This is a genomic window from Pontibacter cellulosilyticus (genome assembly GCF_014306105.1).
In the GTDB taxonomy this organism is placed as follows: Bacteria; Bacteroidota; Bacteroidia; order Cytophagales; family Hymenobacteraceae; genus Pontibacter; species Pontibacter cellulosilyticus.
Genome location: NZ_JACRVF010000004.1, coordinates 37,321 through 52,662, shown reverse-complemented (window position 1 = coordinate 52,662; position 15,342 = coordinate 37,321). Strand labels below are relative to the sequence as shown.

At 44.1% G+C, this 15,342-nt stretch carries 17 protein-coding genes; 11 read left to right on the top strand and 6 right to left on the bottom strand.

Going from position 1 to position 15,342, the window contains the following annotated elements; genetic code table 11:
- The first annotated feature begins 98 nt into the window (after positions 1-98).
- From H8S84_RS13585 to H8S84_RS13570, 4 genes are all read left to right on the top strand, one after another.
- On the top strand, positions 99-1,406 hold the full coding sequence (locus tag H8S84_RS13585) for a hypothetical protein (RefSeq protein ID WP_187067907.1): 1,308 nt from the start codon (positions 99-101) through the stop codon (positions 1,404-1,406).
- Positions 1,407-1,719: 313 nt separating this feature from the next.
- A complete protein-coding gene (locus tag H8S84_RS13580) occupies positions 1,720-2,124 on the top strand; it encodes a hypothetical protein (RefSeq protein WP_187067906.1) in 405 nt (134 codons plus the stop codon).
- A 32-nt stretch (positions 2,125-2,156) separates the two neighbouring features.
- Positions 2,157-2,807, top strand: a complete 651-nt coding sequence (locus H8S84_RS13575) for a class I SAM-dependent methyltransferase (RefSeq protein ID WP_187067905.1) — start codon at positions 2,157-2,159, stop codon at positions 2,805-2,807.
- A 292-nt stretch (positions 2,808-3,099) separates the two neighbouring features.
- Positions 3,100-3,900 (top strand): SPFH domain-containing protein, encoded by an 801-nt coding sequence (locus H8S84_RS13570; RefSeq protein WP_187067904.1) that lies wholly within the window; start codon positions 3,100-3,102, stop codon positions 3,898-3,900.
- 147 nt (positions 3,901-4,047) lie between these two features.
- Here H8S84_RS13570 and H8S84_RS13565 read toward each other — a convergent pair whose 3' ends face one another.
- The 3 genes from H8S84_RS13565 to H8S84_RS13555 are packed head-to-tail and all read right to left on the bottom strand — an operon-like array spanning position 4,048 to position 5,789.
- Entirely contained in the window at positions 4,048-4,647 is a 600-nt protein-coding gene (locus H8S84_RS13565) for an NADH-quinone oxidoreductase subunit C (RefSeq protein WP_187067903.1), read from the bottom strand.
- 30 nt (positions 4,648-4,677) lie between these two features.
- The gene (gene nuoB, locus H8S84_RS13560) at positions 4,678-5,244 is read right to left on the bottom strand and encodes an NADH-quinone oxidoreductase subunit NuoB (protein ID WP_187068276.1); all 567 of its coding nucleotides are present in this window, start codon (positions 5,242-5,244) and stop codon (positions 4,678-4,680) included.
- A gap of 53 nt (positions 5,245-5,297) precedes the next feature.
- Entirely contained in the window at positions 5,298-5,789 is a 492-nt protein-coding gene (locus tag H8S84_RS13555; RefSeq protein ID WP_187067902.1) for an NADH-quinone oxidoreductase subunit A, read from the bottom strand.
- Between the two features lie 404 nt (positions 5,790-6,193).
- Between H8S84_RS13555 and H8S84_RS13550 the strand changes: the two genes are divergently transcribed.
- Complete coding sequence (locus tag H8S84_RS13550; protein ID WP_187067901.1) at positions 6,194-7,369, top strand: DUF4407 domain-containing protein; 1,176 nt, start codon at positions 6,194-6,196, stop codon at positions 7,367-7,369.
- 198 nt (positions 7,370-7,567) lie between these two features.
- Here the strand turns inward: H8S84_RS13550 and sdaAA are convergent, their stop codons facing one another.
- Positions 7,568-8,473, bottom strand: coding sequence for an L-serine ammonia-lyase, iron-sulfur-dependent, subunit alpha (gene sdaAA, locus H8S84_RS13545; RefSeq protein ID WP_187067900.1), 906 nt, complete (start codon positions 8,471-8,473; stop codon positions 7,568-7,570).
- A gap of 189 nt (positions 8,474-8,662) precedes the next feature.
- Here sdaAA and H8S84_RS13540 point away from each other — a divergent pair, with 189 nt between their 5' ends.
- The 6 genes from H8S84_RS13540 to H8S84_RS13515 all read left to right on the top strand — a co-directional run bounded on the left by H8S84_RS13540 (position 8,663) and on the right by H8S84_RS13515 (position 13,706).
- Positions 8,663-9,808 (top strand): App1 family protein, encoded by a 1,146-nt coding sequence (locus H8S84_RS13540; protein ID WP_187067899.1) that lies wholly within the window; start codon positions 8,663-8,665, stop codon positions 9,806-9,808.
- Between the two features lie 90 nt (positions 9,809-9,898).
- Positions 9,899-10,993 carry an App1 family protein gene (locus H8S84_RS13535; RefSeq protein ID WP_187067898.1) on the top strand — a complete coding sequence of 365 codons (1,095 nt, stop codon included), beginning with the start codon at positions 9,899-9,901 and terminating at the stop codon, positions 10,991-10,993.
- 51 nt (positions 10,994-11,044) lie between these two features.
- Positions 11,045-11,968 carry a DUF2279 domain-containing protein gene (locus H8S84_RS13530; protein ID WP_187067897.1) on the top strand — a complete coding sequence of 308 codons (924 nt, stop codon included), beginning with the start codon at positions 11,045-11,047 and terminating at the stop codon, positions 11,966-11,968.
- Positions 11,969-12,032: 64 nt separating this feature from the next.
- Positions 12,033-12,317 (top strand): acylphosphatase, encoded by a 285-nt coding sequence (locus H8S84_RS13525; protein WP_187067896.1) that lies wholly within the window; start codon positions 12,033-12,035, stop codon positions 12,315-12,317.
- 56 nt (positions 12,318-12,373) lie between these two features.
- A complete protein-coding gene (locus tag H8S84_RS13520) occupies positions 12,374-13,144 on the top strand; it encodes a hypothetical protein (protein WP_187067895.1) in 771 nt (256 codons plus the stop codon).
- A gap of 7 nt (positions 13,145-13,151) precedes the next feature.
- The gene (locus tag H8S84_RS13515) at positions 13,152-13,706 is read left to right on the top strand and encodes a Crp/Fnr family transcriptional regulator (protein ID WP_187067894.1); all 555 of its coding nucleotides are present in this window, start codon (positions 13,152-13,154) and stop codon (positions 13,704-13,706) included.
- An 86-nt stretch (positions 13,707-13,792) separates the two neighbouring features.
- On the opposite strand, the gene H8S84_RS13510 is transcribed toward H8S84_RS13515, so the two are convergent.
- Both H8S84_RS13510 and H8S84_RS13505 read right to left on the bottom strand, forming a co-directional pair.
- Positions 13,793-14,479: a hypothetical protein gene (locus H8S84_RS13510; RefSeq protein ID WP_187067893.1), complete on the bottom strand. Its 687-nt coding sequence runs from the start codon at positions 14,477-14,479 to the stop codon at positions 13,793-13,795.
- Positions 14,480-14,611: 132 nt separating this feature from the next.
- Positions 14,612-15,295 carry a hypothetical protein gene (locus H8S84_RS13505; protein WP_187067892.1) on the bottom strand — a complete coding sequence of 228 codons (684 nt, stop codon included), beginning with the start codon at positions 15,293-15,295 and terminating at the stop codon, positions 14,612-14,614.
- Between the last annotated feature and the right edge of the window lie 47 nt (positions 15,296-15,342).

Here is a 15,342-nt window from a genome sequence, read left to right as displayed (position 1 = left end):
GATGTTTGGTTTATGGTGAAATACACAATATATTGATTATCTAATGTTTTAACTTCATTCATCAAATACTAAACTTATATTTATTTAACCTTTAGCTTATGAACAAACTTTTACTCTCCATCCTATTCTTCCTATTAAACTTAAATGTTTTTGGCCAGAGTAGTTTTGAGCCTGCCTATTTCATCGACAACGAGGGCAATAAGGTAGAATGCCTAATAAAAAACGTTGATAAAAGTACTAACCCGATATCGTTTGAGTACAAGCTCTCCGAAAGTGCTGAGGCAAAGTTTGCCGGCATCAATGATGTGCAGGAGTTTGAGATTTTAAATACTGTGCATAAGTATAAGCGGCTCGATATAAAAATAGATCGGTCTTCTAGTAACGTCAGAGAAATGGACTATTCAAGAGAGCCTGAGTTTGAACAAGAGCAGCTATTTCTGAAGGTTTTGATTGAGGGTAAAGCTTCGCTTTATTCTTACAAGGATCGCGGAGGGCTAAGCAGATTCTTCTACAAATTAGATGACAAAGCTACAGAGCAGCTGGTGTATAAAAAGTACATGATCAATGAGGTTAACTTCGGAGAAAATAAAAGTTATCAGCAACAGCTTTGGAACAACTTAAAGTCCCCAACTATAACGATGGAGCAACTCGAAAAAGTTGGTTATGAAGAAAAAGACTTGGTTAAGCTATTTGTTAAATACAATGAACATTTTGATGTTAATCATATCAACTATTCCCAAAAGAAAGAGAAAGGCGACTACAATTTTTCGGTTAAGATAGGATCCAGCATTTCTGCTTTAAATGTTGAGCAAAAACTACTCATAATATACTACGAGAATCGGGTGAAGCATACGAAGTACCTACGTTATTACTCCGAATTCGATAAAGCCTTATCCCCACAAATAGGATTAGAGATGGAGTATGTATTGCCGGTAAACAAAAAGAGATGGTCTGTTTTTTTTGAGCCAACATTTCAGTACTACAAGCGAACTTATGAATTTGTAAATCACAGGCACACCCCAAATGCCTACAGTCCGTGGGCTGTATCATCCGAAGAGGGTGAGTTACATGTAAACTATTCCCACATAATGCTGCCTTTAGGTGTTAAGCGCTATTTCTTTATTGGAGAAGGCTCAAAATTATTCTTAGGCGGTGCTGTAGCTTTTAACGTGCTTCTAGGTCCATCGCAGGTATTTAGTATGGAAAGTGCTGAAAGGGAACATTCTTTAGATAAAAATGAAGCTAGCATGATGCCTGCTTTTGTTTCTAATCTTGGTTACAAACTCAATAACAAATACAGTATAGAGGTTGGTTATCAACTAAATAAAATTATGGTAGAAAATCAGAGCTGGACTAACAGGTTTGAAAGTGCATTCTCGGTAGCTTTTGGTTATAAAGTGTTTTAGAACTGCTACTAATACAGAATAAATAGCGCACTATTTGCTATTATAGATTTAATCAACTGCAACTTGCATTCACTCTATTACATTGCAGAAGATTGGTTTTATAAATGGCCAATTAACTCAAGTATGAAGACTGAATGATGAATCTATACTTAAGATTTTGGAGAGGGGCGAACTTAAAATAATAGATGCATCGGTGGCGAAACAGATCAAGATATGTAGCAAGTGCTATGTCTTTAAAAATATAGTATATTTAATAGATATAAATTACATTTAGGACGTTTATACTTATTCTATATCTTGATCTAAATCTAACATGAAAAAATTACTTTGGCTTTTGCTGCTAGGGTTCATATTTGCTTCGTGCAAAGATACTGTTGTACAGCCCGATGAATTAGTAGGTAACTGGCAGTCAGAAGAGATCTACGCTAACGGTAAGCTGCAAGAAGACATAAGCAAATCGACTTGGCTGGGCATTAGAAAAGATAAATCGTATTATAAAAACTACACTGCTGGTAATTGGTCTGTAGACGGGAAAAGGCTTGTTCTGTCTCCGGATGGAATGTCTAGTACAACGCTACTGGATTATAAAGTAGTAGAGCACACAAAAGACAGGTTGACGCTAGAAGTAGTTTTAACCCAGAGAGACTACTTTATGAAGTTTGATGGAGTGGACGATAATGAGCAGGTAACCATTGTTGAAAAGTATAGGAAAAGATAGCCTGCTGTTAGAGAAGTGAAACTATTTCTCTTATGAACACCGACATAGTTTTATACTACAAGGAAAGAGCCCGGGAATATGAGCAGGTGTACCAGAAGCCTGAGCGGCAGGGAGAGTTACAGCAGCTAACAAAGCTGCTACAGGATATCTTTAGAGATAAAACGGTATTTGAGGTGGCCTGCGGCACTGGCTACTGGACAGAACGCATTGCCGAAACAGCTCACTTTATACTTGCCACTGATATAAATGAGGCGGTGTTGGATATTGCACGTGCTAAAGAGTACCCCAACGAAAATGTTAGCTATAAACAGGCAGATCTGTTCACCCTAAACCAACAGGCAAAGTATGAGAGCCTGTTTGGCGGGTTTATCTGGTCGCATATTAAACTGCAGGAACTGCCAACTTTCCTGAGGATCATTAACAGTAGCGTAAACCCGGGAGGCACTGTAGTAATGGTTGATAACAACTATGTAGCGGACAGCAGCTTGCCCCTTGCACGAACAGATGAGCAAGGCAATACCTATCAGAACCGTACCTTAAGCAATGGCAGTACACATGAAGTGCTTAAAAACTTCCCAATAGAAGGCCAACTTCGCCAACTGCTCCAAGGCATCGCAACAGATATAGAGCTCACTAACTTTACCCACTATTGGGTGATCACCTACAAAACAACAAAGCCTTAGCCTTCCTTTTTGTCAGTCTATATAAAAAAGGCTATATTTGATATAAATTATACTTTAAGCTGCTGTACACAAGCAGCAGCCTTTTTCCCTGACTGCCTGTATGAAATTCGCATATATTCTCCTGCTCGGCCTGCTGCTCCTGGTCGATATTCTAACTTTTACGGAAGTGGCTTCTAGGCTACGTGAACCTTCTGATCTTGATGTGGCTATTGGATTGGGTTTACTAATAGTACTCGTTATAGCTAATTTCTTCATTATTCGGTTTTCCATTAATAAACTCAAAGCATAACTCATGAACAATGCCCGTCAGGTCCTAACATGGAGCCTTACTTTCATTCTTATACTTGTTTTCTCCATTACTGCCATGAAGTCTTGCACACGTATTGATGCAGGCCACGAAGGTATACTTGTTAAGCTCTACGGCTCCGACAAAGGTGTGCAGGATGTGAGCCTGGTAACAGGGCGTGTGTGGTATAACCCATTCACAGAAGAAGTTTTCCAGTTTCCGACATTCGTGCAAACAGTGGATTATAGTGCATTTACCGTAAATGCGAAAGATGGCTCTGTGTTTACTGTAGATCCAACTATCTCGTTCAGGGTGATAGGCGGCGAGAGCCCACGCATTTTTGCCAAGTACCGTAAGGACATAGACCAGATAACGACCACCACACTTTACAATTATACCCGCGACGCATTCCGAATTCAGTTTAACCAGTACAGTACTGACAGCATTATCTCGAACCGCCAGAGCTTTGAGGATAAAGTGCAGATAGCGCTGGATAAAGCATTGCGTAAAGAAGGTTTCGAGTTGGAGCAAATGACAAGCGGCTTACAGTACCCGGAGGTAATTGTGCAGGCTGTAAACTTGAAAAACAAAGCAGTACAGCAAGCCATGCAGGTAGAAAACGAACTGAAAGTTGCCGAGGCGCAAGCACGTAAAAAAATTGTAGAGGCCGAAGCCGAAGCTAAAGCGAATGAATTGCGCCAGCGCACGCTCACGCCACTACTCATTCAGCAGCAGTTTATAGAGAAGTGGGATGGCCGTACGCCGTTGTATGGCAACTCTCCTACCTTCTTTAAGAATGTACAATAAGTATAGCTATTAAAGTATAAAAAAGCCGCTGGTAGTATAACCGGTGGCTTTTTTGTTTTATAGTTGCTGTGGTCCAACCACCCCTAACCCCTCCTTATCCAAGGCGGGGCCAGGGGTGGTTGGAGAACGGTAGTCAAGTATAAATTCCTACTCCGGCTTCTCCCGCTTATCCCCAAACTCGTTGTCAGCCTTGTTTGTAAAGCTGATGGGTTCGCCTTTAAAGCCGTTTAGTATGTTATGCTGGTCGAAAGGTACTTTAATGCCGTGGTAGTAGTCCTGCAGCTTGTAGTCTTTTCGGAGCGGGTGGCCTTCCCAATCAGCGGCGCAAAGGATGCGGCGCATGTCGGGGTGGTCTTTAAAGTAGATGCCAAGCAAGTCAAAGATCTCACGTTCGTGCCAGTCGACGGTGCGCCAGATGTGGCTGACAGTGGGTACATCTGGTATACTTTGCTCCGGGGTGTTGTTGCGCGGCACCTGTACCTTTAGCGTCAGGTGGTGGTGGTGAGGGATGGAGTACAGGTTGTAAGCAACCTCCATGGTGCCGGCTTCAGGTCCGTTATCGATGCCAGTTACGCAAGAGAGAAAGTCGAAGTAGGTAAGTGGATTGTCGTGCAGCTCCAGGCACACTTCCGGCAGGCGCTCTGTCTGCAGTAGCAGGTAAGGCTGCAGGTTATCTGCTTTGGCCTCAAGTATAACCTCAGTGCCAAAAGTATCTACTATAAAATCTCTTAACTCTTCGAAAGACACGGCAATTAATTAAGAATGCTGAATTATAAATTATGAATGTATCTCCGGAGCCTTATCTGCGTCTGCCACCGGCTGCCCTTGCTGCGCACGCTTCGCCATAATTTGTTGCACGGCTCTTGGCGCACGTATCGTTTCCTTTCGGATGATCTCCTGCAGCTTTAGGAAGCCGCCAATCAGCGCCTCAGGCCTTGGCGGGCAACCCGGCACATACACATCCACAGGTATAATTCTATCCACGCCCTTAACTACATGGTAGCCGTGTTCCCAATAAGGGCCGCCGCAGTTAGAGCAACTCCCCATCGACACCACATAACGAGGCTCCGGCATTTGTTCATACAGGCGGCGAATACGGTCAGCCATTTTAAAGGTAACCGTGCCAGCCACGATCATCACATCCGACTGCCTCGGAGAAGCCCTGGGTATAATGCCAAAGCGGTCCATGTCGTACCCCGACGAGTAGGCTCCCATCATTTCGATGGCGCAGCAAGCCAGGCCAAAGCCCATCGGGAACAGCGACGTAAGCCGCGCCCAATTAAGCAGATCGTCCAGTTTGGTAATTACAACGCCTCCTTCTCCGGTTTTATCCAAGGTAATAATGAGTTATGAATAATAAATTATGAGCGGCAAAAGCGATATAGGGCTCTCACCAATTACACTTTATTTCTAGATTCCTGTTTTGCATTGAATTGCTCGTACACATCCATCGGAATTTTAGAACGACTTTGCGGGATAACAGGCTTTGGCCTGATCCAGTCTAAATGCCCTTTAGCCCAAGCATAGGCTAAGCCCAGCACCAGCACCCCGATAAATATAAACATCTCTATCAGCGAAAACCATCCCCAGGCTCCATCTGTAGCGTCTATAAGCTCTCTTCTGCCAAACACAGTTGCCCACGGGAAAAGAAACGCCAGCTCCACATCGAAAATGATAAAGATAAGCGCCACCACATAAAACCGCGGGTTAAATTGTATCCAGGCATTTCCTATCGGCTCCTCTCCGCTCTCGTAAGTAGTAAGCTTTTCCTGGTTTGGGCGCTTTGGCCGGATAAGTTTACTTGTAAGCAAGCCAATCACAACAAATAGCGCACCTCCTATCAGGAAGAGGAGAATAGTGCCGAAGTCTGAAGTATAAGTTTCTGCCATCTCTTGCAGGTGTTTATACAAATTTACGATAAATTAATTACCCCTTTTCAACCCGCACATAAAAACAGAAGCACTGCCGCTTTGGCAACAAGCCATGCAGGCGTAACAGTTAACAGCAATTGTTGGTTAAAGATGATGTATACTTTTTTGCAATAACTGTTTCTTGGCTTACCAAGGCATTAGTTTAGCTATTTATTAATGTTTACTTAACTGCAGAGAGTACATCAAAAACTTTGAACTTTAACATCAGGCGATTCTGTTGCCAATTTAACTGCGAGTTCGTCACTTTTAATGGCCTTTTCATCACAAAGTAGTGTATAAAAGTATAAAAGCCAGTAAGTTGCACGTTATTAGATAACTGGCAGTTGCAAAGTCAGTTTTTGTCTGTACAGATAATTTTTTACATGAGAAAATTCTTTTGGTGGTGTGCCGGCGCCGACGATACTATACTTGAAAAATGCTCTAAGTCGGAGCACGTGAAATATGCGGGCATCGGTGCCACCGTATTTTTTACCGGCCTGCTGGCTGGCATATCGGGTGCTTATGCCCTCTATACCGTTTTCGATACTGTTGGCCTGGCTATCTTGTTTGGCTTGCTATGGGGTGCCGTAATATTTAACCTTGACCGCTTTATTGTTTCTACTCTCCGCAAGGAAGGCAAGTTCTGGAAAGAGCTGCTGCAGGTAACGCCGCGTATTTTGCTGGCCCTGGTGCTGGCAGTGGTTATATCCAAGCCGCTGGAGTTAAAAATCTTCGACAAAGAAATTCAGGCTATACTTAAAGAGAAGCAGGCAGAACTGGCCATACAGCACAAAGCGTTGGTTGGAAAGCAGTTTGCCGAGGTAGACTCGGTAAAGTCGGAAATTGCTGCTATCAGGCAGGAAGTAGAGGCTAAAGTGCAGGAGCGCAACAAACTGTATGAACTGGTAGCCGCTGAGGCCGACGGAACAGGTGGTACAGGTAAAGTGGGTAAAGGCCCTATTTACGAAGAGAAAAAGCGCCAGTACGATAAAGTAGACGAAGAACTGAAGTTGTTGCAGGCCAGCGCTGCCGATAGGATATTGGTTAAAGAAAAGCGCATAGCGGATCTGATGGCAAAGTATGATGATACTGTGGCCGAGGGCCAGGAGAGTTTCTCTAACTACGATGGCCTGATGGCACGCATCAATGCCTTGGACGAGTTGCCATGGCTGCCTGTGTTCTTCATTACGCTACTGTTCATCTGTCTCGAAACGGCCCCAATCTTTACGAAACTTATTTCAAACAAAGGTCCTTATGACGATATCCTGAAAGGGGTAGAGCACGAACGTACTACGCAGGAGATGCAGCGTGTAACAGAGCGGCAGAAGCAGTACGATACGCGTCATGCTGTAGCGGAAGCTAAATTCTTTGCCCGCACCGAGTATGAGGTGGAAGCTAAGCGTGAAGAGGAACGAATTAAGTCGGATGCTCACCTGGAGGTGGTAAGAGAATCTGCCGCTGTCTGGAAAGAACGTAAGCTAAACGATATAAACCGTAGCCCAAACACTGCCGCCGAAATTCTAAACGACGGGGAAGAGAATGGGTACTATAAATGGTAAGTTGCTATTAGCATAAAGTATAAACCGCCTGGGCCAGTTGCTGGCTCAGGCGGTTTTGTTTTAAGTATACTTTGCCATATATAAGGATTGCTGCTATGGTAGATTTAATGGTTATAATCCTGCTAATCCTAAGCTCAAATAAAAAAAGGTGGAAGACCATAATAGCCCTCCACCTTTCTAGCTCTTAAACTCTTTAACTTATTCCGCGTCTTCGTCAGGTAAGATTTCCACATCCTGCACCAGCACAAAGTTCTCTATTTCACGGGCTTTTGGTGTATTGGCCAAGCCACCCTCGGCAGTTTCTTTATACTTGCGTTCCATACTTTCACCTACCTCACCTAAGGCAGCCACACACTGGTCTACAGGTATAACCGGATCAACACCGGCAATGGCTAATTGCGACGAGGAGTAGGCAATAGCAGCTGCACTCGCGTTACGCACAATGCAAGGCACCTCTACCAGTCCCGCAACAGGGTCGCACACTAAACCAAGCATACACTGTATGGTAATGGCTACGGCGTTAAATACCTGCTGCACATCTCCGCCCAGGCAATAAACAATGGCTCCGGCTGCCATAGCGGCGGCGCTACCTGTTTCGGCCTGGCAGCCACCCACGGCACCTGCCAACGAAGCATTCTGCTCTATAATTAGAGCAATACCGGCAGCAACCAACAAGCCCTCGTGTATTTTTCTGTCTTCCAGCCCGTGCAGTTCCTGCAGGGTAGTAAGTGTGCCCGGGAGTATACCAGAGGCCCCGGCTGTAGGAGCAGCCACTACGCGGCCCATGCACGAGTTTACCTCTTTGGCACCTAGCGCACGCGACACCAGCATTTGAAACTCCGGCGACAACACCGTTACCGGTGACTTTGCCACTTTTTTAGCGCTGTTGTTTACCATGCCAGAGCGGGAGGTCATGTTTTCGGTAAGGCCGGTTTGTACGGCATCCTTCATCACTTCGTAGGCCTTGGCAATATTTTCCCAGATAAAGTCTTCAGTGCGACCTTTCTGCTCTATCTCGTACTCCAGCACAGGCTGGTAAAGCGGTTCGCCGGTTTCGGCACAATGCTTCTCCCAGCTCTTAAAATCATTGAATAATAACGACATTCTGTAAATCTCTAAAATCTAAAGCGATCCCACAGCGAAGGGGGCGGCCAATATAGTCACAATTTTGCAATGCAGCTATACCTGCCTCCACGATAACAAATTCAGCCGGAGTAAACGTTCTAAAGTATACTTTCAATCTGAGATTAACTTGTACCGGCATTGCCCGTTCAAAAGAATAAAGCAAACACCATGGCAGACTTATCCCCCGATATAAAAGACAAGTTGCTTAATGCCCTAGAAAAGGCAGAGCACTCTATTTCTATGGCCAAGTTTAAGGTAAAGGACAAGCTAAACCTGCTCGAGCCTATCAATATTATGCCTTATTATGGCTTTGGTAACGAAAAGTATGTGTATCTGAAAGGCCGCGTACTGGAAGACGAAAAGGTAAAGCAGTCTAAAGAAAGCGACTCTGTATTTCAACACCTTAAGGATACCTACAAGCGCTACGAAACAGACGAGATACCGGGCATGCGGGTAAAGGCTACTTTTGCCGGGCAGGAGAAGGAGGTAAAAACAGATGAAGAAGGATATTTTAATGTAGAGTTCAAGTCTGATACAGCCATAGACTACAGCACCACCGATAACAAGATAAAGCTGCAACTGCTGGACCAAAAGACCGATAACGACAGGTTAGAGGCAGAGGGATATGTTTTTGCTCCGGGCAAAGATGTTGAGTTTGGCATCATCTCCGACATTGATGATACTGTGCTGGTGTCAAACATAAAAGATTTTATGGGGAAGCTGCGGTTGATGCTGACAAAGAATGCCACAGAACGCAGTCCGTTTCCGGGTATAGCAGGATTTTTCAGGGCTTTGCGCAAAGGCAGCGACGGAAAAGGGCAGAACCCGCTTTTCTATGTATCGGGTAGCGAATGGAACCTCTACGACCTGCTCATTAGTTTTTTCCGCTCGCACGACATTCCCGAAGGCCCACTATTACTGCGTGATAAAGGTACCCGGCTAGACAGAGGCGATTTTGAAACCAGTGAAGAAGAATATAAACTTGAGAAGATACGCCACATCATAGATACATTTCCGGACCTTAAATTCATATGCCTCGGCGACAGTGGACAGCACGACCCTGAAGTATACCAGAAGGTGGTAGAAGAATACCCGGATCGTATTCTGGGTGTTTACATACGCGATGTGTCGCCGGACAAGCGGGATAAAGAGGTACGAGGTATAGCCGAGAAGCTGAGAGGAAATGGCGTGGAGATGGAGCTGGTGGAGGAAACCTACACAGCAGCCAAGCATGCCTTGAAAATGGGTTGGATCAACGAGGGCCAGCTGGAGGACGTGAAGCAGGCCTGCGAAGAAGACGAAAAGAAAAACTAAAGTTGCGCCTGTAGCTGTTTAGATTTAATTTTTGTAAACAACACAGCCTTTTTGCCAGTTTATTCAGAAACAACCTGTAGTATGGCAGATATGATGAATAGACTGTACGAGGCCTTTGTGCGCCTGGAGCAGGAAGTTGATGCTGGTCGTGAAAAGATAAAGGAAGACCTGCACCTGCTGCGCCCTATCCAAATACTACCCTTTTATGGCTATGGCTCAGAGATATATGTGTACCTGAAAGGGCGTGTGATAGAGAAAGACAAGAAGCAGGACGACAAGCAGGAAGCCAACAGTGGCGAGCAGCTTCTTAGTATGGTCCGGCGTTTCGGCTTAAGTGCCATCCCACATGTTAAGGTTAGAGCTTCGTTTGCTGGCATGCAGCAGGAGGTAGAAACCAATAAAGAAGGCTACTTTGAGATAGAATTTACACCGGATAAGCCAATTGACTACCAAGAGGCTGGCTATTGTATGAAGCTGGAACTGCTGGAGCGCAAAACAGGCAAAGACGAACTGGAGGCAGAGGGCCGGCTATTTGTGCCGGAGCAGGATGCCCGCTTTGGCATTATCTCCGATGTAGATGATACCGTGATGATCTCTGGCATGGCAAGTATAACGGGGCAACTAAAACACAGTTTGTTTGAAGATGCACAGGAGCGAAGTCCATTCCCTGGTATTGCCTCGCTGCTGCAGGTGCTTAAGGGTAGCAACAACCCGTTATACTATGTCTCTTCCAGCCAATGGAGCATGTACAGTTTTCTGGTTAGCTTTATGGAGGCGCAGGATATACCAAAGGGGCCACTTTTTCTGCGCGATTTCGGCGATAACCTTGAACAGAATCATAAGCACCGGATAAAGTACAACCAGATCTGCGGCATTTTGCGCACATACTCGAACCTTAAGTTTATACTTATCGGGGATAGCGGCAAAAACGACCCGGAAGTATACCAGCAAGTAGTACAGGATTATCCGGAGCAAGTGTTGTGTGTGTACATCAGGGATGTGACAGACGATGGCCGCGCCCGTGAAGTAGAGGAGATTTGCAATAAAGTTGAAGCAATGGGTGTAGATATGCTGTTGGTGCAAAACAGTGCCAAAGCCGCCGAACATGCTTTCAGACATGGTTGGATAACCTTGCCACAACTACAGCAGGTGCAGAAGAATCAGCAGCAACAAAAAGAAAAATAATCCTCTAAAGCTTTATCTTTGAGCCTTGTATAGCTATCACTGCTAGAATAAATGGCTCCAATAAAATCGCTGGTTTTTCTGCTTCTGTTTTTACCTGTTACCTTTCAGGGCTTTGCACAGGCCATAGACAGCACAGCCGCTGACAGTAGCAGCGTAAACCGCAGAAAGCTTTATCCTGTTATAGTCTCGGAAGCAGCGTTTTACCTGGCAGGTATGTCTTACCTACAATTTATCTGGTACAAAGACCATGAGCGGGTACCGTTCCACTTCTACGACGATACAAAAGGCTACCAGCAGGTAGATAAGTTTGGCCACGCCTTCGGGGCTTATGTAGAGAGCTATATTGGATACAAATTGCTGCGCAATGCAGGCGTGCCGAAAGGTAAGGCGCTGCTGTATGGCGGCACGCTGGGGCTGGTACTGCAAACACCCATTGAAGTATACGATGGGCTTTATGAAGGCTGGGGATTTTCTGTGCCTGATATGGTGGCTAATGCCGCCGGCTCTGCCATTGTGGTGGGTCAGGAATTACTTTTCGATGAGCAGGTAGCCAAGTATAAATTCAGTTTTTCACCTTCTTCCTACTACAGCCAGGCCAACGGCTACCTCGGCGACAGCCACCTGGAGAGCCTGTTCCTGGACTACAATGCCCATACCTACTGGCTAAGTGTTCCGATCAATAAACTGGCGCTTAAGAAAACTGTACCCGATTGGGCCAGCGTGGCAGTAGGCTACAGTGCCAATGGCATGTTTGGCGAGTTTGAGAACAGGCGCTATTACCGCGGCGCATACTTACCCGAAACAGAACGTTACCGCCAATACCTGCTCTCCCTTGATATCGACTGGACACGCATCAAAACGGATAACAAACTGCTTAACGCTATCTTTAAAGGCATGTTCTTTATTAAGCTACCTTTCCCGGCGCTGGAGGTAAACTCTAAGGGGCAGGTAAAAGGGCACTGGCTATACTATTAACCGCTGTCTTAACCACTCCCTGCTTTAATCGTTCATAGGAGGACCATTTCACAGACTTATACTCATGAGCAGCAACCACAAACACATCGCCATGCGTGTACATGGCAAAGTACAGGGGGTATTTTTTAGAGCCAGTACACAAGAGAAAGCCGAAGCGTTAGGCCTTACCGGCTTCGTGCAGAATGAAGATGACGGCACCGTATACTTAGAGGCCGAAGGAGATGAAACAGCGCTTCGTAAGCTGGAGCAGTGGGTGCACGAGGGGCCTAAAAATGCACGTGTAGAGCGGGTGGATGTAAAGACGCTGAAGGAACTGAAGGGGTTTGATGGGTTTGAGCAAAGGAGGTGAGGGTGCCAAAATAGAATTAGAAGTTCTTATATTAGTATAATCTTTAGCTAATGATAATGAAGTTTCCTCAGTCACTGCATTTAATTGAAGAATTTAAGAAGTCAGAAAATTATCTACTTCTTAAAGATATTGAAAGTATTAGACGCTCCTTTAAAATTTTCAATGGTAACTATAGTGACTTAAAGGCTGCTCTATGGGAACACAATATTAGAAGTGTTGACAATACTTTATGGGAGAGCAAAGAGGTTCGTTGGGATCTTCAAGATAATATAATCAGACTACTGTTCAATTTTTGTTCCGCTGCAGCAGCACTAGTTCCTCACACAAGGAACCACAGGGATAGGTTATACATGCAGGCTGACCTAATTTACGATGAGTATGAAAAAAAACTAGATAAGAGTTTTAGAAATAATGCTTTGCATCATTTTGTAATTGGCCTTAGGAACTTTATAAGTCATGATAAATTACCTGTTGTAATTTCTATAAGAAAACATGATGGTAGGATCGCCAGTACATCCTTCAATTTAGTCAAATCATCACTAGAAGTAGAAAGCGATGATTGGAAATCAAAGGCAAAAGAGTTTTTAAGTTATCAGCAGAATTACATTAATGTTGAAGAGTTAGTTGATAAATACTTTTTGCCAGTAAAAGAGCTGCATAATTGGTATAGTCATAGGCAGCTACAACATCATAAAACAATTTATGCGCAGGTAATTTCTGAAAAGAAGATTTTACTCAAATTGGCTACAGAAGATAGAATTACCACAGCCTTGCCTTTTAATAAGGAAGACATAGAAAGAGAAGAGCAATTGTTAATGTTACTATAAGCTTCCCATGCTCCGCACCCTCTTACAACAAGTCCCATACTTCACCTTGGATGATATTGAAGCTTTTTTGCCGCTCTGGAAGAAACAGGTGCAGCTAAACAGGTATGATTTCCTGATACAGCAGGGGCAGGTAGAGCAGGGTTTATATTTTGTAACCTCGGGTGCGCTGCGCATTTACTATCCTCTCCCCGACGAAGACATTTGTGTAGGCTTTGGCTACCCCGGCACCTTATTGGTTTCCTTTCCGTCGTTTGTTGATGGCAAACCCTCTGCTTATTATATCCAAGCCTTAAAAAGAAGCGAGCTGATAGGCATTAGCAAACGTGATTTTGTACAGCTAATGGAGCAGCGGCCAAACGTAAAACGGTTCTGGTACGAGCAACTGGAGAAGGCACTGGTAGGCAAAATAGAACGCGAAGTAGACCTGCTGTTGCCAGAGCCGGAGCAACGGTTGCAACGTGTCATGCAGCGCAGTCCACACCTTTTCCAGCATATCCCCAAAAAGTATATTGCCTCTTACCTGCGCATGACGCCAGAAACGCTTAGCAGGTTAAAAGTATAAGCAGTAGCCATACTTAGTAGACACAAAAAAAACAGCCGGCACATAGTTGTAGAACTACATGCCGGCTGCTTTAAGTATACTTTATACTATAGCGTATTGTAATAAGCGATCAATTTCGCAAAATCCTCGTCCTTTTTCAGGTCCAGCATATTTTTCTTGATAAAAGTCTCCAACTCAGGCTGCTTGTTGCCTAGTGCAGCCAGCACAGACTTCTTATCGTTTTTGATCTTAGTTAGCTTGTTGTCTCTGGCGATATAGTAGGCGGTGTTGGTCTCAAAACTCTTTACTTTAGTCGCAGAGCTGTATGTAATTTCCTCCATTATACTCTTCGATGTTCTTTTCAGCAGCTTAGTCTGATCATCAACCAGTACTTCATAAAAAGTATGGGGCTTGGCTCCGTCAATCGGAGTAAATCCATTGCGAAAAACCTTCTCGCCAATAACCACATTGTCTATTTCTCGCTTGAAAGAGAATTCCTTTACCGGATCAACAAATGTTTTAGTTTCGCCTTTCTCGCTTTTAAAAACCAACTCGTCAGCCACCTGATCATACATCAGGTTTACCTTTTCGAATTTGGTGCCGTTTGCTACAATAACCGAGCCTCTCACCCAGTCATCAAACAAGAAAGGAGATCCTTTTACATCCGTGTATGATTTTGTTCGTACAGGTACTCCCAGGTGGTCATTTAAAGCCACGAATTGTGCAGATGCACTTGCTGCTGCCGCACATACCAGAGCAGCAGAGAATACTAGTTTCGTTAATAAAGTCTTCATGTGTTTTTAGGGTCTGAAATTGAATCAATTTATACTTTTTTTGAATTCAAAATTCAGTACTCTGAAAATATACTTATAAGATTAATAAATTTTATTTTGCAGCGCTGCGGAAAGTGCCTGCACGGTATGTATTTACAATGTGTTGTAGTATGTTATCAGCTTTGCCAGCTCCTCATCCTTTTTTAAATCCAGCTTGTTTGTTTTTATATAAGACTCAAGGGCTGTTTTCTTGTCAGATAAAGCTTGCAACACAGATTTTTTGTCGTTCTTGATTTTTGTAAGCTTACCTTCTTTTGAGATATAATAGAAAGAATCAATTTTAAAGGCTTTCACTTTTGTGGCAGAGCCGTAAGGCAGCTCTTCAAATATTCTCTTAGCTGATCTTCTCAGCAGCTGTACTTCTCCATCGGCCAATACTTCATAAAAAGTAGCAGGCTTTGCACCGTCAATTGGCATAAAACCACTTAAAAATACCTGCTCTTTTAATATGGCGTTGTCTTTACTTGCTTTTAAAGTAAAGGCCTTTATAGGTTGGTTAAATGTTTTAGCCACGCCACCCGAGCCTTTAAAGATCAGCTGGTCCTCTACCTGGTCATACATTAGTTCTATACCATCATAAGTGATGTCTCTGGCTGTTGTAACGCTGCCCTTCTTCCAGCTGTCGTAGAGGTATGCAGAGCCTTGTACATCTGTATAGTTCTTTGTTAAAAAAGGCTGACCTGTGTTATCTACAATGGCAAACTGAGCAGTTGCGCTAGTAGTTGCAACCAGAACCAGCACAGCGGAAAACAAAAGTTGATAAAGTATCTTTCCCATGATCAGAAGTTTAATAAGCTGAACAATTTAAATAATTTATACTACAT